18 protein-coding genes are annotated in these 24,141 nt (G+C 38.2%); 9 read left to right on the forward strand and 9 right to left on the reverse strand.

The genetic code is table 11. The annotated features are described in order from the left end of the window. Positions 1 to 22 precede the first annotated feature (22 nt). Together P20495_RS03485 and P20495_RS03480 are read right to left on the reverse strand one after the other, a co-directional pair. The gene (locus tag P20495_RS03485) at positions 23 to 3,712 is read right to left on the reverse strand and encodes a translocation/assembly module TamB domain-containing protein (protein WP_008138513.1); all 3,690 of its coding nucleotides are present in this window, start codon (positions 3,710 to 3,712) and stop codon (positions 23 to 25) included. Further along, a complete protein-coding gene (locus tag P20495_RS03480) occupies positions 3,712 to 5,439 on the reverse strand; it encodes an autotransporter assembly complex family protein (protein WP_007378193.1) in 1,728 nt (575 codons plus the stop codon). The genes P20495_RS03485 and P20495_RS03480 overlap by 1 nt, the downstream gene beginning before the upstream one ends. A 214-nt stretch (positions 5,440 to 5,653) precedes the next feature. Between P20495_RS03480 and P20495_RS03475 the strand changes: the two genes are divergently transcribed. Next, positions 5,654 to 5,989, forward strand: a complete 336-nt coding sequence (locus P20495_RS03475) for a ribonuclease E inhibitor RraB (RefSeq protein WP_002958248.1) — start codon at positions 5,654 to 5,656, stop codon at positions 5,987 to 5,989. Positions 5,990 to 6,033: 44 nt separating this feature from the next. Here P20495_RS03475 and P20495_RS03470 read toward each other — a convergent pair whose 3' ends face one another. The 4 genes from P20495_RS03470 to P20495_RS03455 all read right to left on the reverse strand — a co-directional run bounded on the left by P20495_RS03470 (position 6,034) and on the right by P20495_RS03455 (position 13,969). Beyond that, entirely contained in the window at positions 6,034 to 7,785 is a 1,752-nt protein-coding gene (locus P20495_RS03470) for a DEAD/DEAH box helicase (protein ID WP_008138514.1), read from the reverse strand. A 124-nt stretch (positions 7,786 to 7,909) separates the two neighbouring features. Next, positions 7,910 to 8,212: an H-NS family nucleoid-associated regulatory protein gene (locus P20495_RS03465; RefSeq protein WP_007586043.1), complete on the reverse strand. Its 303-nt coding sequence runs from the start codon at positions 8,210 to 8,212 to the stop codon at positions 7,910 to 7,912. Positions 8,213 to 8,382: 170 nt separating this feature from the next. Then, positions 8,383 to 11,208 (reverse strand): TonB-dependent receptor domain-containing protein, encoded by a 2,826-nt coding sequence (locus tag P20495_RS03460; RefSeq protein ID WP_008138515.1) that lies wholly within the window; start codon positions 11,206 to 11,208, stop codon positions 8,383 to 8,385. Between the two features lie 406 nt (positions 11,209 to 11,614). Then, positions 11,615 to 13,969: a DNA polymerase II gene (locus P20495_RS03455; RefSeq protein ID WP_008138516.1), complete on the reverse strand. Its 2,355-nt coding sequence runs from the start codon at positions 13,967 to 13,969 to the stop codon at positions 11,615 to 11,617. A gap of 60 nt (positions 13,970 to 14,029) precedes the next feature. On the opposite strand from P20495_RS03455, the gene dinG reads away from it, so the two are divergent. From dinG to P20495_RS03425, 7 genes are all read left to right on the forward strand, one after another. Then, positions 14,030 to 16,105 (forward strand): ATP-dependent DNA helicase DinG, encoded by a 2,076-nt coding sequence (gene dinG / locus P20495_RS03450; RefSeq protein WP_008138517.1) that lies wholly within the window; start codon positions 14,030 to 14,032, stop codon positions 16,103 to 16,105. After that, entirely contained in the window at positions 16,105 to 16,881 is a 777-nt protein-coding gene (locus P20495_RS03445) for a TSUP family transporter (protein WP_007378183.1), read from the forward strand. The genes dinG and P20495_RS03445 overlap by 1 nt, the downstream gene beginning before the upstream one ends. 1 nt (position 16,882) lies before the next feature. Next, positions 16,883 to 17,491 (forward strand): primosomal replication protein, encoded by a 609-nt coding sequence (locus P20495_RS03440; protein ID WP_008138518.1) that lies wholly within the window; start codon positions 16,883 to 16,885, stop codon positions 17,489 to 17,491. Continuing rightward, the gene (locus tag P20495_RS03435) at positions 17,491 to 18,384 is read left to right on the forward strand and encodes a histone deacetylase (RefSeq protein WP_007378181.1); all 894 of its coding nucleotides are present in this window, start codon (positions 17,491 to 17,493) and stop codon (positions 18,382 to 18,384) included. The genes P20495_RS03440 and P20495_RS03435 overlap by 1 nt, the downstream gene beginning before the upstream one ends. A gap of 51 nt (positions 18,385 to 18,435) precedes the next feature. Next, the gene (locus P20495_RS03430; protein WP_008138519.1) at positions 18,436 to 18,717 is read left to right on the forward strand and encodes a late competence development ComFB family protein; all 282 of its coding nucleotides are present in this window, start codon (positions 18,436 to 18,438) and stop codon (positions 18,715 to 18,717) included. Continuing rightward, on the forward strand, positions 18,701 to 18,853 hold the full coding sequence (locus P20495_RS21730; RefSeq protein WP_007378179.1) for a DUF2496 domain-containing protein: 153 nt from the start codon (positions 18,701 to 18,703) through the stop codon (positions 18,851 to 18,853). The genes P20495_RS03430 and P20495_RS21730 overlap by 17 nt, the downstream gene beginning before the upstream one ends. A gap of 174 nt (positions 18,854 to 19,027) precedes the next feature. After that, positions 19,028 to 19,903, forward strand: coding sequence for a DMT family transporter (locus P20495_RS03425; protein ID WP_008138520.1), 876 nt, complete (start codon positions 19,028 to 19,030; stop codon positions 19,901 to 19,903). Between the two features lie 53 nt (positions 19,904 to 19,956). Here P20495_RS03425 and P20495_RS03420 read toward each other — a convergent pair whose 3' ends face one another. Beyond that, positions 19,957 to 22,155, reverse strand: coding sequence for an exonuclease domain-containing protein (locus tag P20495_RS03420; protein WP_033016296.1), 2,199 nt, complete (start codon positions 22,153 to 22,155; stop codon positions 19,957 to 19,959). Between the two features lie 89 nt (positions 22,156 to 22,244). On the opposite strand from P20495_RS03420, the gene P20495_RS03415 reads away from it, so the two are divergent. Then, the gene (locus P20495_RS03415) at positions 22,245 to 22,739 is read left to right on the forward strand and encodes a dual specificity protein phosphatase family protein (RefSeq protein WP_008138522.1); all 495 of its coding nucleotides are present in this window, start codon (positions 22,245 to 22,247) and stop codon (positions 22,737 to 22,739) included. Between the two features lie 214 nt (positions 22,740 to 22,953). On the opposite strand, the gene P20495_RS20980 is transcribed toward P20495_RS03415, so the two are convergent. Together P20495_RS20980 and P20495_RS03410 are read right to left on the reverse strand one after the other, a co-directional pair. Next, a complete protein-coding gene (locus P20495_RS20980) occupies positions 22,954 to 23,235 on the reverse strand; it encodes an immunity 22 family protein (RefSeq protein WP_033016297.1) in 282 nt (93 codons plus the stop codon). Positions 23,236 to 23,320: 85 nt separating this feature from the next. Beyond that, a complete protein-coding gene (locus P20495_RS03410; protein ID WP_008138524.1) occupies positions 23,321 to 24,031 on the reverse strand; it encodes a hypothetical protein in 711 nt (236 codons plus the stop codon). Positions 24,032 to 24,141 lie beyond the last annotated feature (110 nt).

Consider the following 24,141-nt stretch of genomic DNA (forward strand, 5'->3'; position numbering starts at 1 on the left):
CTTATAATTATTATAGTTTTGATTATTCCCAATCAAACTTATATAGCACATCAACATTTTGGTATAGCCCGCTCGTTATTTCTATGTATAACTGTGAAAGTAACTGATAACGCACAGCCACTTCACTGAGCGAATCAAATACACCCACGCTATATTTAACTTGTAAGCTGGGTGCTACGTAACCTGATATTTCTACTTTGGTGCTATCACCACTACCTGATGAGCTTAAACTTACATCTGACAACCCAAAGGTTTCACCTACCTTAGAAACAACCCCTTCGCTGCGGCTAACACCTTGAGAGAGTAATAACTGTGTGAGCATAGCATCGCTTGACGAACTTTCTCCATCGCCTAAAGGTTGGCCATTAAGTAAATATGCGAGTGCTTGAGCTTGATCCATCGCAGGCTCAGAAAATATTTTAAGTGTTGGTTGTTCAACATTACCCGTGAGCGTAACCCCTGCAATGACACCATTTGCAGTCGTATCGGGGTTACGTATTGCTTTAATATTTAAAAATGGTTGTTCAATTGAACCGCTAAAACCGACTTGCCCTGTGCTGATTATTAAATCTTGCCCAAAGGCTAAGTAAGTACCTTCAATTAAGTTAAGCTCACCTGTGGCTATAATTGGTGCACCTTGATTCATTTTTATAGCTAAATCACCCGCAACTTTTGATTCCAAGCCAAACGATTCTACTTTTACATCGTTTTTAACAATCACTTTTAAATCTATGTCGTAATCAAACGGAACTGTTTCGGTGGCCTCAGTTTTTTGATCAACAATAATTTCATCATCGCTAACTTGCACTGCACCCTCAGGAAGCTCTTCAATCATTATACGACCGTAAGGCACAATTACCTCACCAGCAAGCTTGAGTGCATTATTAGCCAAGCCTATTTTTAAATCCGGCGATACTTTAAAAGTAACCCCTTGCTGCGCGCGTACATAAAACTGCTCGCCAACTACCGCAACATTTACAGCAGGTTGCGCACCTTGCCAATCAACGTCACCGGTGAGATTTATTTTACCGCCCTGATTGTCGTTTAAGTTGCCTTTTATTGTGGCTGTTGTTTTATCAAACAATACGTTTATATTTGATTTTTGCAGCGCTATAGGTAATTGCTCGCCCTCTAAACTAATATCGCTCACATTAAGCTCGCCATTTAATAAAGGATCTTTTAACGTACCAGCTAACGCCACTTTCCCGCTAATATCACCTTTTAACTGCTCAAGGGTTTCAAGAAAAGGTTGTAAGTCTGAAAGGAGTATTTTATCAATATTAATGGTGCCATTAAGCGCTTGCGTATTTTGTATATCGTCGATATTAATGTGTGTATTAATTTTGCCTAATACACTTGATTCTAAATTAGCTTCAAGCTTGCCAATTTGAGAATCCGAAAACGCACTAATAGTTAGAATTTCGATTGGTAACTTAAAACGATCTTCTTCCGAGGTTAGCACTGCTTCTAAGTCGCTAGAATCGATATTTGCGCGTAATGTTTTAAGCGCACCGCTTTGCCAATTAAGTGCTACATCGCCAGCTATATTACCGCGAGTACGAATGCTATTAGGTAAAAAATGCTTAAGCTCCTCAAGTGCTAAGTTGCTTAGTTTAGCATTTAACTGACCGAGATTTTTTGACTGCGCTAAGGTGTCTATACATAATTCACTTTGATCAGATGCCCAACAATGTGCACTCACATCAAAGTCGCCACTTTGCGTATTAACCATAATGGCAATATTTTTAGTATTACTAAAACTAAGCTTTTTATCGCTGAGCGTTACATTACTAAGCTCGCCATTCCAAGTGGTATTATTAATTTTGCCATTAACTTCAAGCTCTACACTGCCTTGCTCGGCATCTACAGATGCCGTAAGTTGATGATCTGTTTTGTCGCCGCTAATATCAATTTTAACGCTATTAATTTGCTGTTCGGCCACCAGCGCCGAACCAACACTTACCGAAACATCGGTTTGCCAATCGGCTGCGGTATCTAACTGCCCTTTTACTGATAATTTATTAATGTTTATTTCATCAAAAATAAAGCGATCGAGTATTAGTGCTAAATCAACAGAGGGCATTAACCTTTCCCCCCTTACTTTTAAATTTGCGTTGCCGTCGGCAGTAAATGGAATATTAGCTTTTTCATCACTTTTTAGCGTTACTTTGCCATCAACTTGCCAAGTATCATCAACTTGCCCGCTTAGTGCTAATTTATTGGTGCCGCTACTTAAATAAAAGCTATCAATATTAGCTTTTAACGTGTTGTCGAGCTTAAAATTTGAGGCAAATTCTAGTGGCACGTCGTTAAGTAATCCGCTTAACTTTGTATTATTCATTTGTAGCTGCCACTTGTCGTCAGCTGCATTAAACGAGCCTTTAAACTGTCCTGAAATATCACTGGTAGCGGCATCAGTTAAATACTGCGCTTTTAAGTTAGCAAGCGTGCCATTAAAGTTAGCCTGTATGCCCTTTTGCCAATCAACATTGGCTTTTATAGTTGCACTGCTTTCGTTCGCTTTAATGCTTAGCGCTTGTAAAGTTGCTTTGGTGAGACTGCCTTTTAATTGGGTATTTAAGTCAACAGCTGGGTACGCACCTAATTGGCTATTCCCCTGTAGGCTAAGCTGATAGTCGTCAGCATTACCTTGTGCGTTAAGGCTTACATTTCGCACTTTAAGCTCATTACTTTGTGCATCAATAAGCCACTGTTTAATTTTGCCATTTAACTCAAACGGATAGTTTTTCTGCTTTAAATTTGCCGTTGCCGTTAAACTAAGCGGATATTGTCCCTGCGTTTCTAAATTTAAGTTTAGATTTGATAAGTCGCCATTCAACTGCAAATTGGCATGGTGCTCGTCACTTTGTAAAACAACATACCCTTTCACGGGCAAATTCCCTGCAAGCTCAGCATTAAGATGCGTATTAAGCTGCCACTGTTCATACTTTGCTGAGAATGACTCTAAATTAATAACCGCATCTTCCACACTTAATTGCAGCGAGATGTTTTCAATAACATGTTGGGCTTCGTTTTGCTCAATCGTAATTTTAGCTATTTCAAAGTCTTCAACAACTAAATCAAGTGGCGAAGTAAATTCTATATTAGGCAATGCGGGTAGGTGCGTTAAAGGCGCTTGAGTATTTTGCGCCGTTTGTGTTTTCGCATCTTGTTCTTGCTCTTTTAAGGCAACAAGTATGGTGGGAATATTCAGGCTTTTAACCGTCAGCTTTGAACCCTCTGCTTTTGCTGAGAGTTTAAAGTTATTAACGCTTACGTTTGCACTTGGATGCTCTAGAGTAAATTTATTGATCGCAATGTTTTTTACAGCAATATTAAAAGGTAAGCTGATTTTTTCAAGCGGCTCTGCCGCGGCTTCTTCTTGTGACTCTGCAGTTTTTGGTAATGTTAAATTTATAGATTTAGCACTTAAGTTATCTATACAAATTCCATCGCACTGCCACCAAAACAAATCAATTTTCAATTGTTGTGCATTAAAGTCCAATCCGTTGCTAGCAAAGCGTACATTAAAGGCATCATTATAAATAAAACGGCCATCTTTAATTTCAATATGTAGTCCATCTACCGCTTTGTTTGCACTATAAGCAATAAATTGATTACCGGGTGCGGTAAATAACAAACAAAATAGTGCAACAACTAACGTGACAAAAATAGCACTTACGGCGGCTGTTATCTTTTTTAATACTGACATTAAATTTCTGGCCCTATGGTAATACTTAAACGTGTGCTTTTACTTTCTTTTGTTAATCCCCAAGCGTGGTCTATACGCACTGGGCCTACAGGTGTTAAATAGCGAAAACCAAAACCAGCACCTACTTCAAAATCATCAGAAAAATCATTAGTCGCAGTACCACCATCAACAAATAAAGCTGCTCGCCAATTTTTAGCAAACTGGTAGTTATATTCCATCGTGCCCGATAGTAAATACTTACCACCTATTAGCTCGCCGTCATCGTTCTCAGGCGAAATTGATTGGTACGCAAAACCACGAACGCTTTGATCGCCACCTGCGTAAAACCGAAGTGAAAATGGCACGTTGTTAATATCATCAACAAGCATTGCTCCCACATTCGCTTTTAAAAACACCAAGTGGCGGTCAAAATAAGTGCGTAGCCATGCATGTTGCATTTGCACCCTAATCAGATTAGTACTCGAAAGCACATCATCTAAGCCAAACTCAGCAGATATAAGCCACTGCTCTCCCCAATAAGGAGTCGTGCCGCCTTTTGATTTTTTGCGCGCGTAGCTAATGCCCGGCATTAACATTTCGGTACTTTCTTCGTCTTCATCACCAATACGGTAGGTTTCTTGGTCGCGGCGTAAAAATGCAGTACGCACCCACTTATTTTCGGTCAACCATTGGCGCTGAACTTGCCCTGTTAATATTTCACTGTAAGTGTCGTTTGTGAGCTCATCTTCTAATTTATAACCGACAGAGAATCGCCATAAATCATCATTAGGATCATCAACCGGAATTGTATAAGCCATGGAAATATCTTGCTGCTTTTGTGCCACATTTAAATTAGTTTCGAGGTAATGGCCGTCTTCTGTGATCCACGGTTTACTCCATTTAAAACGCACCTTGGGCCCTAAGTCAGTACTAAAACCACCGCCAATTTCATAGCTGTTAGCTGGCTTGGGTAATACTTCAACTTTAATCGGTACTTGGCTGTTTTTGCGCGCTGCAATGTCAGCATAAACACGTACACTGGCAAAATAAGGGGTACTTGATAAATCTAGGTTATAGTCAGCAATATGCGTTGATTTATAAGGTTGGCCCTGCGAGAAAGGCGCTATAGAGCGTATGTATTTTTCAGCGGGTGTACTACTGGCAATTTGTATATCGCCAAACTGATACCTAACTCCGGTATCAATTATGAAAGTAATAACAGCACTATTTTTTTTAAGCGATACTTCTAATTTGCGCGCTGGCCACTTAGCATCAAAATAACCAAGCTCCAGCAACATAGATTCTATTTTTTTATGAGCAGAGTCATATTTACCATGATTTAAAACATCACCTTGCTTTAAGTGATTGCTTTTAATCAATGCCTGTAATTGAGTATCACTTTGACCATCACCGTTTAGCGTAATATTAATTGCTTCTATGCGAGTTGCAGGCCCCCGTTCAACTTTAACAATTAGCTCGCTGTCGTCTTTATCATAAATAACCTCGACGGTCGGGCTATAATAGCCAAGTGCTTTGATGCTATTTTGTACTTGTTTTTGAGCATAACGGCGAAGTGTACGGGTTGGCTTCTCGCCAATTAACTGCTTGAGGTAAAGAGCTACGTTATTTTCTAAATCGCCACTTAACCCTTCAATTTCGTAATCTTCTATGACTTTTTCTGCCGCATAGCTATTTGTCGCAATTAAAGCGCTCACAACACACATGCAACGTAAAAACTTAATAAACAAGTAAATATCCTTACTTTTAATATCTAACAAAAAACTGTTTAATTACCCGCATATTAGCATAGCCATAATGAGCAACACATTAACTTAATAACAATCTAACGCGTAAATTTAACTTTGAATAAATATCAGCATAATTAAAATTAGTACGCGTTAAGACAATATTTTAGTTACAATAGTGCCTACGAATAAAAAATTAATTTTAAATGAGTTTTTAATGCAATTCCCTGATGATGATAACGGCCAACTTTTAGCCGAAATAGCCGCTGCTGGCATTGATTTAAATAAAATGCACCAAGTCGATTTTTTTATTTTATTTGAACAAGAAGCCGATGCTGAAAAATTTGCTAAAGAAATAGTCTCTGATGCATTAGTTCAAAAGGCTGAACTTGAAAAATGTAAAGACACTGGCGTTTGGGAAGTAATCACTCAAGTACAAATGGTGCCAGAGCACACCCTCTTAGGACAAGCTGAGCAATACATTGAGAGCATTGCTAATAGCTTTAATGGATACGGTGACGGCTGGGGACTAATGGACGGTGACGAGGCTTAGTTGCCTTTTAATTGTATTAGTTCAATGTACTCTATCAGTTAAGCTTAGCGGCTTAACTGATTTGCCTTTCTAAAACCCCCTTTATAGTCAAATAGCTTATCAGCCACTTTCCAACCATATTTTTTGCTTTTTCGTGCAATAACAAAATCCGGTGGTACTAATTCAAATTGTGCTTTTACTACTTGCTCTGCAGTTTTAAAATTAATGGGTGTTTGTCCAAGTCCTACTCGTAGACCAAATTGCTTATTAAATATAAATTGCCCGCCTTTATTTGCGAGGTTATATATTTCATCGCAACTTGCACCATCTTCATCAAAATACGTTATTTTAATAAGTTCATCTTTAATTTGAGTTACCGATAACCCACTACATCGAAGCACAAGTGCGTCTTTTAAGTTTAATGCATTACGTAACTTATCATCAGGGTCGGCCATTGCCGCGCCACAATCATGGCATTTACGTGCAGCAATATCATTTTGGGCACCGCACTGCTCACACTCTTTAAACCTAAAACGATAATCGCACTGCTCTTTATGCCCATCATCATCTTCTAACAGCCCTTTACAGCGCCTGCCAAAGTGCTCTATTACTTTTCCTGCGGAATCAGTTTTACCCCAAAATATATTCGCAAAACCACAGCCAGGACAAAGTACCTGCACAGGTTCATTATCACTATCGCCTTTTTTATCGCCTACTTCTGGGTGAAATAAATTAAAACCATTGCCAGCATAATCTATTACTAAGCAATCCGTTTTTGATTCAGATAGCCTCAAGCCTCGCCCCACAATTTGTTGATATAAACTAACTGATTCTGTAGGTCTTAAAATAGCTATAAAGTCGACATGTGGCGCATCAAAGCCGGTTGTTAGTACCGATATATTAACTAAATACTTTAATTGCTTAGCTTTAAATTGCTTAATGATTTTATCGCGCTCAGTGTTTGGCGTATCACCTGTTATAAGTGCACTTTGTTGAGCTGGCAAATAGCTTAATATTTCCTGAGCATGCATTACCGTGGCTGCAAAAACCATAACACCTTCACGCTCTTCACTGTATTGAATTACTTGCTGTAATATCGCTTTCGTTGCGCGCTCACTGTTTTTTAAAAGCGCATTCATATCATCAGTCGTATATTGCCCAAATGCATTGCTATCTAAAGACGAAAAATCATAATGGCTAATCGCTGCATCAACTTCGTTTGGCGACGTTAAATAATTATGTTTGATCATATACCTGAGTGGTAATTCAAAAATACAACTTTTAAACGGGCTTTCATTAGTCCCTTTAACAAAGCCATGATAATGATGATGGTATATCCACCCCGTTCCTAGCCGATAAGGTGTTGCTGTTAAACCCAATACTTTTAACTGAGGGTTATATTCTTTTAAACTACTTATTACTTTTCCGTACTGGCTTTTTCTATCCCCATTTACCCTGTGGCATTCATCAATAATAAGTAACGAATAATGCTCATTTAATTTATTTAAATTACGAGAAAGTGATTGCACACTGGCAAAGGTTACTTGATGGTTTAATGACTTTTCTTTTAAACCTGCTGAAAATATACTCGCCTCTAAACCAAAACTTTTATATTTTTGCGAATTTTGCTCTACCAACTCTTTTACATGAGCAAGTACTAATATTTTTTGCTTAGCAATACGGGCAAGTTCAGCAATAACCAAACTCTTACCTGCGCCGGTTGGTAGTACAATAACGGCAGGATCATTACTCTTTCTAAAGTGTAAAACGGTGCGTTCTACGGCTTCTTGCTGGTAAGGTCTTAGTTTATAGCTCATGGGAAAACAAATAGGTTTGAGTGAGGAGATTTTAGCAAATAATAGCTGGGAGTTTTAAACTTTAATCATATTTTATTGAGAGGTAAACAAAAAAGAGAAGCCGGAGCTTCTCTTATATTTAGCTTTAGGCTAAAAACTTTTCAAGCTCAACACCTTCAAACGCTTTAGGACGACGGCCACGGCCAGTCCATTCAATAGTCTCACCATTAAGTTCCATGCGGTACTTAGGCTTAACTTTGGTGCGTTTGTCAGATGCTCCATCTTGTAAATCTTCTAGCGTAAGTCCTTTTTCTTTTAAAAGATCCAAAACTTCCTGTTTCGCTTTTTGCTGCTGGGTATATTTTGAAATTGCATCATTGATAAGCTGTTGAGCTTTTTCAAGATCCGTTAATGATGCTGTTTTAATAAAAGATCGGACTTCTTTCATTTATATCTCGCTAAATTTATTTGGTTAGATTTACTTTAATATTCTATTTTAGTATAAGCGGATTCTTTTGAAATGACTATGGTATAAATTATTTACTATCAACAATATACACAAAAGAAGAAAATAAAAAAACCGCGATAGATATCGCGGTTTCAAATTTTAAAAATTAATTAAAATTTAGTAGTTAAATTTAACTGTAAGTAACGACCTGTTACATCATAAGCTTGTGATACTGTGTTAATACCTGTACCACCATTTGATGAACTTTGGTTAGCAACTGGTGGTTGCTTATCGAACAAATTACGCACTGTTAATGTAACACTTGTACTATCAGTAAAGTTATAACCTGCTGATACATCATGATAAACAACTGATGGGAAGTTATTATACTTCTCTAACGGTGTAAAATCAGTGTAGTTAAAGTTAGCACCTTCAACACTATCTACAGAACGATCCCAGTAGCGCATACGCCATGAAACGTTTAAGTCTTCCATACCATAAGTTAGGTTTAAGTTAGCTCTGTTATCTGGTGTGAGTACTTCACCAGCGTATTCAACTGTTTCCCCGCTTTCGATACCAGTTGTATCGTATTTACTTAAGTGGTTCCAAATTAAGTTAGCACCAAAAGCACCATACTCTGTGTCTATTTTATATGCTAATTCAATATCAACACCTGAAGTTTCGATATTATTTTCATTACCAGTACCTGAATTAACTTCTACTAATGCACCTTTCGCATCACGTAATGCATTACCACCACAAGATGGGTCAAAGTTAGCTGAACTAACATCAAAACAACGATTTAGTACAGTAGTACGGCTAGTGGTAGATATTGCATCCTCAACAGATATATCGTAGTAATCGACAGTTAAAGAAAGCTCTTCTGTCATCTGCCAGATTACACCCACGCTGTATGTATCAGCGGTTTCTTCTTTAACATTCTCGTTACCACCAACAAAACCACCTGCGCTTTGCGCTTCTATTTGCGTAAGCTCAAATTTACCATCAGCTGCAACACGCGCAGCAACTTCAGGAATAGACAGACAGTTTTGGGCTGCATTACCAACATCAGAAGCAGTTACACCGCTACAAGGGTCCGTAACACCAGCAAATGTTTCACCACGTCCACCAAATAAATCTGCAATATTTGGAGTACGGATAGCTGTTGCTGCTGAAGCACGGAATTTTAATGTCTCTAACGGAGAATACTGGATACCTGCATTCCATGTTGTTTGACCGCCAACAATTTCATGATCTGAGTAGCGAGCGGCTAAATCAACCTCAAGATTGTCAAGTATTGGTAGAATAGTTTCAGCGTAGTAATCATTTGAATAATAGCTACCATCTGTTGGTAGTGACTTATTAGTACTAGAAGCACCTGTTTGAGCTAAATCACCTGGGTTGAAGAAACCACTTTCTAAACGATGCTCTGCACCAAATGCAACACCTACAAAACCACCTGGTAGTTCTATTGGTAATTGACCAACTAATGATGCTGAAACAATGAACTGTTCAGTTTGACCAGCGATTTTTGCAGGAACTTTAATATAATCAACAGCTTCCTGAGTCACAGTGCCTGCACCAAACAGGTTAAGCGGCACACAACCTTGTAGAATAGCAAGGTCGTCAGCACATTGAAGTGTACCGTCTGCATTTTCTACCACATCAAATGCTTTCGCAGCTCTTTCAATATTTACTTGACCACCACTGTCTTGACGTTGATCTGTTTTACCCCAAGAAACGTAAGTATTCAAAGACCAATCGTCATTTATAAACCAGTCAAAGCCAGTTGCAATACGGATAGTATCTCGTTCTAAATCTGTCGAACGAGCACCAAACTCAACCATACGACGAACCATATTTGGAATATTACTATCCATTGTTAGATCAGGGTCAGCAGCCATTAAGTTTTGACGTAGCAAATCAGGAATCATAGGGTTGCTTAGTTTTATACCGCCTACCCCACCTCGCTCTGGGATAAACACATCGTTAGTCGCGAACGGTGTTGGTTCAATTGTTGAACCGTAAGTTTTTGACGAGTTCCAGTTCATTTCAGCAAAAAAGCGAACCTCATCATTAATGTCTTGCTTTATATTTAAAGCTGCATATTTTCTTTCTAGAGGTGTAACAAGTTGACGAAAAGCAGCACGGTTGAAAGCTTCACCCCCAGCTAAACCTTGATAAGCTGTACCATCACCATTAAAAGCACCAATACGCCCTTGTGGTGGGTAAGATGAAAATACTTTATCTACATATTCGTTACCATTATCATCTAATAAAATTGCTTCATCAAACTCAGAGAAATCACGGTCAGCTGGCTTTAAACCTTTGTCATCATCGTAACCAAATGATGCAGTTACATTACCTGTGTTCCAGCTATTACCAGCAGTTAAACTTAATGAATATTTTTCACGGTCGCCTTCAGATGAAATACCTGTTTGAGCATTAACTTCAACACCTTCCACATTATTTCGAGTAATGATATTGACTACACCTGCAACAGCATCTGTACCATAAACAGCAGAAGATGCGCTTTTAAGTATGTCGATACGCTCAATCATTGATGCTGGAATAGAGTTTAAGTCAACTGCGTAACCGCTCGAAGGTGAGCGGCCAGATACAAAACGACGACCGTTAACTAGTACTAGAGTTCTTGATTCGCCCAGGTTGCGAAGTGATGTTGTATTAAGACCAACGCCTGAAGTGCTAAATGATGAATTAGATTGGTCTGCACCAGCAATTGTTACAGGAGACTGGTTTAAAATATCAGAAACATTAATTGCGCCCATAGCTACGATATCAGCACGTCCAATAGTAGTAATTGGAACTGTTGTTTCAATGTCAGTACGTTTAATACGTGAGCCTGTAACTTGAATACGTTCTACTTTTTCTACGCCTTCTTCAGCAGCGATTGTACTTGCTGAAAATGCAGCTGTTGATGCTGCACCAAAAGCAATCGCTAAGCGAACAGCTTTTGTTACTTGATTATTTAACATTTGATTCTCCCAAGAATACATTTTATTAATTATAATTTTCAATCTAACGTGATAGCAAAGTGTTACCAAACGCTACAATTGTGTGATGAATGATAATACCAGTGAAACAACAACGTCAACAATCAATTAACCTTAAACCCTTTTAAATTACAAAAAAAACTTAGACACACAATTAAATATCAATCACTTAGAAAAGCACAAAGACATAACCAATTGTTTTAAAAGCAAGAAAAAAATAAGTAAAAAGGTTCAATTTAAATTACATAAAATAGGGGATTATTAACAAAACAACATGAGGGAATCATAAATTTTAACAAAAAAAGAGAAAAACACTTCATCCCATATCAAAGCAGGTTAAATTTCACACAATAAAAATAACGATTTAAATACAAAAACTGTAAAGTAATTATAAAAATGAAAGTTGAGCCCCTTGATATTCAATTTCTTTCAAATTCAAGGCATCAAGTACCATTTGAGCGATAGGTGTTAGCTGTTTTTGTATGTAAGCCGAATAATTTAAATTATTGGAACCATTGTATAATTGCGCCCCATCATCAGAATAAACATATTCAATAATTTGACCTCGTTTAATTTCAAAATCAGGATTACTAGCTTTATACTTTTTAATCGCTTGCACTTGGGGAGGAACATTTTTTACGTAATCATTTAGATTTTGTCCTAACTTTTTACGGTATATTAACTTTTCATCGAATTCACCTGCGAACAATCTTTTGGTGTAGTCACTTATAATCTCGTGAAGTTGTTTTATTTCAAATTTTTCATTAAATAAAGTTTTGAATAACTCTTTTTGAAACTCTTGTGCAAATTCGGTCCAATCGCTGCGTACGGTTTCCATTCCTTTAAATATAAGTTCAGGCATCCCATTTTTTATAATTTGTCCTACGTAACGTTTTTTTGAACCCGTTTTTTTACCTCTTATTGTTGGCATAAAGAATGGGCTATAGTGGGTTTCAAACTCTATTTCTAAATAACTAGTAAGCCCAAAACGGTCCTTAATATCGAAGCTCCATTTATTATTAATATAGAGCGTTAAATCCTTGCCTATTTGATTGCAACTCAGCGCACTTAGCTGATCGTCAGCTTTTACAAAAATAGAGTCTGTATCGCCATAAATTACTTCATAACCTAACGTTTCAATCCATTTACGGGTTGTTTGCATAATTTCATGCCCACGTAATGTTATTGAACTCGATAATCTTGGATCATAAAATCGACACCCCTTAGAGCCAAGTACGCCGTATAAGCTGTTCATTATTATTTTTATAGCTTGCGATAACATTGGCTGATTTGTGTCTTTTGCCCTTTGCCGTGTATGTGTTAAATGCTTAATTAACGACGGTAAGTGGTGTTCATTTCGTGAAAAAACGGCTTCATTAAACCCTTCAATTGCATTTTCAGGTGAGTCTAACCCTTTAATAAGCCCAAGAGGGTCAATACAAAAAGTTCGCATAATTGAGGGATATAGGCTTTTAAAATCTAAAACAAGTATATTCTTATAAAGCCCAGGCACTGACTCCATTACATAACCACCGGGGCTTTCAAAAGATAAACCGTGATCGCCTAAATTTGGCGCAACATACCCGCTGCGATGTAGTAATGGCAAATATAAGTTAGTAAATGCTGCAACCGAGCCGCCCATTCGCTCAAGCTCAAGACCGGTTAACTGAGTCCTCACTATTGCAAATTCAAAGAGTTGTAACTCTGCAAAAATCCTCTTAACGAGTATACAATCTTGTCGGTTATAAGCTGCTAAGTTGAGCTTATCTTCATTAAATTGACGAACAATTTCACTTAAACGATTATCCGCCTGAATTAGTTTGGATTCACCAAGGACTTTATAAGAAATGTTCGCAAGCGAATAGCTATCAAAGTGATAAGTGGCATTTTTTAAGGTATCAATGCCATCTATAACGCTTCGCCCAGGTAAGGTGAGGCGAGTGTAATGCCCTGTTTTTATATTTAAAGGCTGCTGATCCCGGCCAAAATTAAGCGTTATCCCTAGCGCCTCTGCCCGAGAGTTTAACACTGTAAAATCAAATTCAATGACATTCCAACCCACAATAATGTCAGGATCATTATTATTGATATACTGCTGTAGCTTTTGTAGTAGATTAATCTCGTCAAAGCACCAATCAATATTAAATGGCTGATTATGCTGTTGAGGCTCACCAATCATTAATACAGTATCAAGGCCATTTCCTACCAGCCCAACCGAAAACAATACGCCCTCACCATTACACTCAATATCTAATGAAAGCGATTTCAGCGTGGGTGTATATTCAGGGCTCGCTTTTAATTTAGCATTGCTAATTAAAATAAAGCCATTTTTTTGAGATACTTCACCCGTAACCCATACCCCACCTTTAATAAAACGTTCCATTAAAAAACGATCGCTGTGGCGTATATCCGCTTCGTATATACTTATGTGCTTTTCAAGTAATGTGCGTGCTTTGTAAAGGTTACTTACATCATTAAAATAACAGCCTATGCACACAACACCACTAAAATGGCGCATTTCTACCGTTTTAAAATTAACACTTATATTTTCTTTATTTAATATGCTTTGTGCAAAATTGTGTTCATCTTGTGGGATAAAAAAAACAACTTGCTGGTTTTCAATTAGTACTTTAATTGGGCCATGCTCTGATACGAGCCAGTAGCAAAGCGTGATCCCACGCTTACTCTTAGGCGAGTATTGTTGCCTTGATAAAATAAAGCCCTGATAGATTGCTTGTGTCAACGTACGATCCCACTTAATATATACACTGTAATTATATACATACTTTAGGTAAATCATCCCATGCTTTCTGACTCACTAAAAAAAACAATTAGGCAAGTACACCAGCATGTGGCTAATAACCTAACTGATTACCGTCCGCGCAGCAGCCAAAACTACCTTGTAGCCGAAATAGCAAAAACACTCGCAGGCGACTATCACAAAAAACAACGTATATGCGTTATTGAAGCAGGCACCGGTACAGGTAAGTCTCTTGCCTATTGTTTAGGTGCATTACCACTGGCCTTGGCACAAAAAAAGAAACTGGTTATTTCGACTGCTACCGTTGCACTGCAAGAACAATTAATAGCAAAAGAGCTCCCGTTTTTTAAAAAGCATTCAGGCCTCGACTTTAAATTTGATTTGGTAAAAGGTCGTCATCGTTATATTTGCGCTCACAAACTACACAATGCTGTTAATGGCGATAGCCAAACACAAATGGATTTTATGCCATCGCTTACTTCACCACTGAGCGCAATGGAAACCAAGTGTTTGAATGAGCTATATAACGCCTATGTGAATAAAAAATGGCAAGGCGATAGAGACAGCTGGGCCGATACTGTACCCGATAGAGTGTGGAACTTAATAGCCTGCGATAAACATTCATGCCAACGCCAAATGAAGGCCCATCAAACGTGTCCGTTTCAGCTTGCTCGTAACCAATTAATGCAAATGGACGTACTGGTAATTAATCACTCATTACTACTTGCCGATTTAGACTTAGGCGGCGGTAAAATTTTACCAGAGCCCGACAACACCATTTACGTTATTGATGAAGCGCACCATTTAGCACATATAACACGCGATTTTTCATCTGCTGCTGCCACAATAAAAGGTACAATAGAATGGCTTGATAAGCTCACCAAGTTTAGCGGGAAAATGGCGAAGGTTTTAGTGGGGCAAAGAGCTATTGGCCAAAACTTTAAACTTTGCGACAGTATTAACGACGCGAATAAAGATTTAAAAGTAGTTCGCGATATTCTTGATAATGCCGACTTTGAATACTCAAAAGACGATACTTACCGCTTTGAACACGGTGAAATTCCAGAATCGCTGCACAGTAAAGCGAAAGACATAAGCGAAGCCACGCAAGATGCGCTGCGCTGTTTAAACAAAATGCACGACACCCTTACCCAAGATGTTAGCGATGGCGACATAAAACCTTACGTTGCCGACCCAATACTAGGCGAAAGCGGTCAATACATAAACCGCTTAGAGCAACTAAACAAACTATGGTTTAGTTACGCAAAAAAGGGGGAAGGTGCTCCTCATGCACGGTGGATAAAACGCCTTGAATATAAAAGCCATCACGATCACTTATTAAGCGACTGCCCTATCGAGGTCGGTTATTATTTAAAAGATAAATTATGGCGCGAATGCGCAGGCGCTGTTTTGTGCTCTGCTACATTAAGTGCACTGGGCTCGTTTGATCACTTTGCTTACGAAACAGGGCTTGCCAAAGAAGAAGGCGTTAAATTTATTAAAGTACCTTCTCCTTTTGATTACCCCAAACAAGCGACTTTACGTATTCCGGTATCTAAGGTAGAACCAACCGACAAAGACTTTAGTGATCACTTAGCTAAAACTTTACCAGAGTACTTAAATGATAAAAAAGCGAACCTTGTACTATTCGCTTCTTACTGGCAAATGGACCATGTAACAAAGTTTCTTAGAACAAAAGGTTTTAACTTATTAGTACAAGGTGAGATGTCGCGAGAAGCGTTGCTTAAATTACACACCAAAAGTGTAGACGAAGGCAAAGGCAGTATTTTATTTGGAACACAAAGCCTTTCGGAAGGTCTTGATTTACCTGGTAAATATTTAGAGAACTTAATAATTACTAAAATTCCATTTGCTGTACCTACTTCGCCAATAGAAGAAGCGCAAGCAGAATTTGTACAAAGCAAAGGCGGTAACCCGTTTTTAACGATTACCGTGCCAGACGCCGCAAAGAAATTGGTACAAAGCTGTGGTAGACTGCTGCGAAAAGAGAGTGATGAAGGCTGTATTACTATTCTCGATAGGCGCTTAGTTACTAAGCGATACGGTAAAGCCATGCTCGACACCCTACCACCTTTTAAAAGACAAATAGATTATTAATGTTTGAACTCGCACTCGATCCAACAACCTGGGCTGTTTTATGTGCTGTTGCACTTGCCGCAGGTTTTATAGACGCTATCGCCGGTGGCGGTGGCATGTTAACTGTACCCGCTTTATTAACTGCTGGTTTACCTCCACATTTAACATTAGGCACCAATAAACTAGCAGCAAGTTTTGGCTCGTTAACGGCAAGCTATACATACTATAAAAAGAACTTATTTAGTCCTAAGTTTTGGGCTGCCTCTATTATTGCTACCGCAATAGGTGCATTGATAGGTACTGTTATTGTTGATCATTTAAGTATCGACTTTTTAAACAAACTACTTCCAATTATTATTATTTTAGTTGCTGGCTATAGTTTATTTGGTAATTTAAGTACCACCGAAGGTAATAAACTTCCTAAACTAAACAAAGCGATGAAAATAAAACAATGGCTACAAGGTTTAGCATTAGGCTTTTTTGATGGTTTAGCAGGCCCAGGTACGGGTACTTTTTGGACTGCTTCTAATGGCATGCTTTACAAAATGAACCTGCTACTCAATTGTGGCTTAGCGCGTTCAATGAACTTTGTGTCTAACTTTATATCGTTGATAACCTTTGTTGCACTCGGCCATGTAAACTTTTTACTTGGCATAACAATGGGCTTTTTTATTATGCTAGGCGCATGGTTTGGGGCGCATTCAGCAATACGTTTTGGTAGCAAATTTATTCGCCCAGTATTTAATACTATGGTTATACTTTTAGCATTAAAACTAATTTACGAGGCTTACTTTTAATATGCACCCTACAGCTTTAGATAAACTACGCCAACAAGTTGCAACGCTAAAACAACAAGCTGAGCAATTTGATAAAGCTAAACTTTTTTCTAAAAATCGTTACATGCAAGCGCAACCTAGCTTGTTTGACCGCGCAGTTTTTAGCACAAAGAGCATGAACCTAGTCGATTACGTAATAGAAATAGAAGACGAAGTGTCAAGGTTACCGCCAAGCGAACATCGTCATGCATACACCTACGCACTTGAACGTATTGCAGCTCAAGTACAAGCCGTATTCAACGTTATTAAATCAACGCCTATTTGGGTTAAAGAAAATAAAAGCCATTATAAACCTCGCCCTAAGCAAACCGTTTACAAGCAAGCTGTACAAAAAATAATGCAATCATCGCATGAGCTTTATGACGAATTAAAACAAAACCATGAGTTTGAACGCCGTTTAGTGCTCATGATTGAAGAGCGGAAAATGCAAATGGATAAAGCCTCGCCTGCTAAAGCACAAAAGCTTAACCTTGAAATATTAAGCACACACGCTCGATTAGGCCGCTGCAGAAAAGCAATTTCTGCCACCGAAGATAAAATTCAACAAGTCGAAAAACAACAATTACGCTAATGCAGCTTTTTTACCACCCGCTATATTCTGCTTTAACGCTTCCTGAGCGCCATCGTTTTCCAATACAAAAATACCAAAAGCTTAAAGCAGAAATTGAAGGACTAGGCTTAACGCCCAATAATTTTACTTCACCTATAAAAGCAACGCCTGCTCAGCTTTCGCTGTGCCATAATCAAACTTATATAAATAACTTTTTAAACGGCACGCTTAGCAATAAAGCCATAAAAAAAATGGGTTTTCCTTATTCAAATGAATTGGTAGAGCGCACATTACTATCAGTTGGGGCAAGCATCCAAAGTAGTGAACACGCGCTAAAACATGGTTTTTCGGCTAATTTAAGTGGTGGCTATCATCATGCATACAGTGATTACGGTAGCGGTTTTTGTATTTTTAACGATCTAGCTATTGCAGCAGCACATTTAATAAATACAGAGCAAGCCGACACTGTTTTAATTTTTGATTGCGACGTACACCAAGGCGATGGCACAGCACAAATCACTCAAAATCATGACCAAATTATTACCTGCTCAATTCATTGTGAGCAAAATTTCCCTCGTAATAAACAGCAATCCACTTACGATTTTGCATTACCCGCTAAAACAACCGACGCTGAGTACCTCACTACATTAAAACAAGCACTCGATTTTTGCGTGCGTATTCATAACCCCGATATTATTTTATATAATGCTGGCGCAGATATTTACGAAAAAGATGAGTTAGGGTTATTAAATGTATCGCTCAATGGCGTATATAAACGTGACTTTTTTGTTCTCAATTTTTGTAAACAACAGAAAATACCACTCATGTGCAGCCTTGGCGGTGGTTATCAACGTAATTTAACCTCATTAGTTAATGTACATAAACAACTATTTAAAGCCGCTATCGATTTATAGTAAGCCTTGGTATAAACTCAATTAAATGGATTAACAAAGAGTGATAGGAATATGCGATTACATGACGATATACACAACTTTTACGAAAAAATTGTTCTAGAAGAAATAATTAAAAGAAAACTTGATGGACAATACAACGAAGATGTAATGGCTGACTTTTGCTGTACTGTACTAAACCAACTGCCACCAAGATATATTCGCTATGACGTAGACATGGCATTTTACTTACCACAAGCCGAACGTACACATATGGAAGAACGCGTACAAACTGCGATTGATGTGGCTATTAGTCAAATTTCTAAAAAGAAAAAGCACCATGACCAACCCACTTGATCAAGCTCCAACATATATTAAACTTGCAGTAGATTTAATTATGATATTAGAGCAACACGATGTTGCTCCAGAAGAAGTACTAAAAGCACTTGAAATAGTTAAAAGCGACTTTGAAAAGAAGCGAACCGAAAGTTAACTTTATTTAGCATGCTCAATTGGATAGGTCGTTACAGTCTCTTCGTATTTCTCACAATTAACTTTTCTTTATTAACCTTGGTTTATTATTTTTATGTGTCAGTTCCGAATATGGCTTACACCATTTATAAACCCTGTTACTCTACAAGCTAACCAGTATAATTAAAGTACTATCATGACCTTAGCAAGCTTACTACGATTGTTTTTTTTGGCCGCTATTTGGGGCGCTTCTTTTTTATTTATGCGAATGGCAGCTAACAGCTTGGGGCCTGCAGTATTAATTGAGTTTAGAGTAGGCTTTGCTGCAATTACTTTATTTATTGTTGCTTTGTATTTAAAACGCCGTTTAGCGTTTATCCAGCATAAAAAACACTTTTTTATTATAGGCGCGTTTAATTCTGCTCTGCCGTTTTTATTTTTTGCTTACGCAGCCCAAACTATTAGTGCATCCACACTCTCTATTTTAAATTCTACAACACCAATATGGGGTGTTGTAGTTGGAATTTTATGGACAAAAACAAAGCCCACAAAAAGTATGGTGCTTGGTTTACTGCTTGGTTTGATAGGTGTTGCAATACTTGTTGGGCAAAATCATTTTGTATTAAATAGCCAATCAATTTTAGCCATAGTAGCAGCATTAAGCGCATCACTTTGCTATGCCATTGCATCGCATTACACTAAAAACGCGCCTAAACTGGCCCCATTTGATAACGCCCATGGCTCAATGTGGGCATCGAGTTTTATGGTATTACCGCTTATCTTATTTATGCCAATACGAGAAATACCAAGCACCAACGTTATGCTAGGTGTACTCGTATTAGGAGTAGTGTGTACCGCACTTGCTTATATTTTATTTTTTAAATTAATCGACGATATAGGCCCTACCTCGGCGTTAACAGTCACGTTTTTAATTCCACTATTTGGCATTTTTTGGGGGCATTTAATTTTAGATGAGCAAATTGGGCCAAATACGTTACTCGGCGCATTATTTGTAATTATAGGTACGATGCTTGTAACTGGATTTTTACCACGAAAAAAAGCACTTAGCTAAAGTAAGCTAAGTGCTTAAAATTGCATACTACTTCTTGCGTCAAGATTTACTGCTTATTCACTAATTTGGGATTGCTGAATAAGTAACAACAACTCAGCAGTAGCGGTTGCATCGGCCAATGCGCGGTGATGGCTCGTTAAATTTAAATTAAAATGCGATGAGAGATTGCCAAGCGAATACGACTTTAAGCCTTTAAACGCTTTGCGCGATTCAACCACGGTGCACATTTTTGGCATTTTAAAAAAGTGCCCTGCAACCTCGCATTCTTTTTTAATAAAACCATAATCAAAGTTCACGTTATGGGCTACAAAAATACTGCCTGCGAGTTTATCTAATAGCGGCTTGGCTATATCGGCAAATACAGGCGCGTTGTACACCATACTGTCGCTAATACCGGTTAATGACGTAATAAAGCCAGGTATATGGCGCTCGGGGTTAACTAAGCTCGTCCAAGTGTCAATTACTTTACCGTATTGCACTTTTACAAGGCCTATTTCGGTAATACGGTTACCGCCTTTTAAGCCGCCGGTGGTTTCTATATCAACTACGCTGTAAACACGGTTTGGGTCTACAAACCACTTAACTGCGGCAATATGTACTGTAAAGCCCACATTTTTTAAATTATCAATAGTTGTAAGTTGGTTGCGCCTAAGCTTATCCCCCGGGGCTTTTACCTCTTCAAAATGTACTTGGCCATTATTAATGACCATTAAGTCGGGATAGCCGTCTTTTAGCTGTAAATAATGTTTGCTCATGGCTGTTAAGTGCGCAATTAGCGCCTTAATAGGGCTGTTTAAAATAAGCGCCTCTAGTGGCTCTAATAAATTGCTGCGCCATCTAAACAAACCGTTAGGTTGCTCAAAGTATTGCGCTGCATGTTTGCATACTAAATTAAGTAATGCTTGCGACGTTTGGCACTGCGCTAAGCGCTCATTTATCTGTGTTTGCTGCGCTTCATAAAAATTACCAAGCCTTAATACTTGCGGATAAATATCAAACTCATTACATGGCGGATAAGGCGACTCCACAAATAACTCATGCCAAAATACTAAACCAAACAAACTTTGCCAAAGCGTGTTTTCGGTATTAAATACAGCCATACCTTGGCGAGTATAATAATCGTTTACGCCCTGCTCTACTTCACCTCGGTACAGTTCATCTATTTCTAGCACGCACTGAGTGTCGGCAAGCATGGCGCTTAAGCGCGAACGTGTTTTTTTATTAAACTTACGCATTAAAAAATCGTCAGCAAAATAAAGTAAATCATCAGTAAGTGGGTTTTCGATAATGGCTTCTAATCGTGCTTTTACCCACTCCTTATTGCCAAGCCTGTATTGCTCTCTTATTTGAATTTCTTGTGCTTCGCTATCATCCACGCACCCTTCAAGTAAACTAAAAGCAAGTTCGCTATCAACTATTTTTAGCTGCCTATAAAGCCTAACTAATAGTTTGTTTTTTAATACAATGGCAATTACACCATGTGCAGCTTGCACTAAAACCTGCGACGCTAAAGCAACATAGTCGCTCTCATCTGTTATATTTTTAAATGCTAACCGGTAACGGTTTAATAAATAGTTTGATTGCGCTTCGTCAAGTGTTTCAAAACGTGACAAGCTCTCGCTGTGTCCTTCGCGCGTAGCGGTTAAGCCTAAGTCTCGCATTACAAAACGGTTTTGATGATTCACATCACCACCGCTTAGTTTGCCTGCAAATAAAAACTCAAAATACTCGTAGTAATCACTGCGGTTATTAATTACATACTGGCTATAAAGTGGCGCAAGCTCTTGTGGGCACGCTTTAAAAAACTCACGTGCAATATCCACCAGCTCGCCTTTAGCGGCGCTCTTTTTAAAGCTTATTTGCTCACTGTAATTACTTAGCAACTCAACCAAAGAAGGCTTAGTTAAGTGCGCTAAAAGCTGCGAATAATGCTGCTCGTTTGGCTCAAATAAAATACCCGCTTTTTTTAGCGTATAAATAGCCTGATGCGGCGAGGTTATTTCTTCATAATTAAGCGATTGCGCCTGCACTAAATAAGGCTTTCGCGAGTACACACGCGCCAACATGCATTGGCTTTGCTCATCTAGCTGATTAATTTTACTAATAAATTCGCTGTGTTTGGGCTCAAGTAAATGCATACATTTACTTGTTACAAACTCAATAAGCTCTCTAAAATGCGCTAAATAGTATTTTGCTGGTAATTCTTTTTTCATAATATCGCCACAACTGTATATAAAAACAGTATCCAGCATTTATGCTTATTATTCAATCTTAAACTTGTAACTAAAACACGCTATAGTGAGCTTATTAAAGTAAATTCATTGAAAATAAAGGACTTACCATGAGCGCGCATCCGTACGATGTTTTATCACTCAATAACGGCGCAAATATTATTTTTACGCCTTGCCCTGGTACAAAAACACAAAACTTAGCGGATTCAATCGCTACATTAAAAGCTGCTGGCGCTAACGTGCTGCTTTCACTTATGCCTCAAAAGGAGCTTGAAAAAAACAACGTAGAAACAATTAATAGTGAGTGCAATAAGCACGATATAACCTGGTTTCATTTACCTATAAATGACGACGAAGCACCCAAACAGCCTTTTATATCAAGATGGAACACCCACAAAATCGACATATTACAGGCCATACAACACAAACAAACCATTGCCATACATTGCAAAGGCGGTACAGGCCGCACAGGGTTGGTCGCTGCGCTTATTTTAAATTCGGCAGGTTACACAAAAGAAGAAGTATACAGCCTAGTACAAGGCATTCGCCCTAAAGCACTCACTATAGAATTGCAAAAAGAGTACTTTGAGAATTTTGAGGTGTAAGACAGAAATTTCGGAGGATTTAGCACTATAAATAGTGCTAAAAAATTTAATGCTAGTTATAGATTAGCGGTTGATGGGGTTAACCACTTGTTATGCATTGCGGTCATAGTCGTACACGCCTATGAATTTATAGAAGTTACTTTCAATAGTTCCTGTAACTTCTGGCTTGTATTCGAAGTTGTACATTAAAAACACATGCACTGTTTCTTTAATTTCACTCGAAAGAGCAGCTTTTTTTAGCAAAGGACTTTCCATATGAAGAACAATTAAGAATCTCCTCTAGCGATGATAAACCATCTAATGCCATCGCTTCCACAAAGTCGTGATCATAATAACCAAAATCCGTACTAAATTGATTGAAAGGGTCATCGTCATCGCCACCGTAATTTTCTTCAAAATAGTCGTTCGGAATATCACCCGAAGAACACTTAGCAATCCAAATAGAAACCACATCTCTGTCTTCACACTCGAAATCTGGTCCGTCATATCTGCCCATGATGATTCCTATGCATAGCGCCAACCTACACCGCAGCATACTGGTGCAAGTTTTGCGCCTTTTTTTTGTAAAAAATGCGACAGTATTAATTGTCGGATTTGAGGTTCTTATTAACAGTACTTACTGCCAGAGAACTCTGGATTGCTTTTCTTTTTCGAGAGAAAAGAAGTATAGCCTGATCTGAATTAACTTTATCCTTTGGTGCTTTAGGTTTGTCAGGAATTTCCGCAGCAATGCTTTCAAGGCCAGCTCTGACTAGCTCTTTGTCACTTTCATCGTTAATATTTTGAAACAGCTTTTTTAATTCTTTGTTGGCCTCATCAATTTTTTTACTGACATCGCTGGCCATCATGGCACCATTAGCTCCACGTTTAATGGATTCAAGTTGATTAATCACTTTTTGAATGGAACCAATAATTCCGACACGAGCTTCTAATCTAATTACATTTTGCTGCCTAGCACCAGATTGGAAGGTTGTTTCCGCTATTATGTATTCTGTTAATCTTTTAGAATCACTATATATCAGCTGTATTCCGTCCCTGAAGTTTTTGTAATTAGAAATCCCAGTGAATAACAGCCCGATAGTCCCCATCACTGTAACTCTTGCAATCAAAGAACCGTCTTCAAATTCAATTTCAACAGGCAGTTCAGGAGACAAAAAGAACTCAACACGACTTTTAGTAAATTGAGTTAAATTAAGCTTGAATCTTTCTAAATCTTCTTTCGTTTCAAATGCAGTAGGTTCAACATGCACGTAAGCTTGGCTCAGTATATTTTTATTTATGTAATCTGCCATTAAAGCTTCCTTGTGCTGTTACGAGCCTATAGATTAGCTCATTTTTTATTTAAATTTTATTTATAAATAAACCATAGCTGAGTTCCTATTTTGGTTCAATCTATTACTGT

Origin of the sequence: Pseudoalteromonas sp. BSi20495, assembly GCF_000241185.1 — a bacterium.
Classification (GTDB): Bacteria; Pseudomonadota; Gammaproteobacteria; order Enterobacterales; family Alteromonadaceae; genus Pseudoalteromonas; species Pseudoalteromonas fuliginea.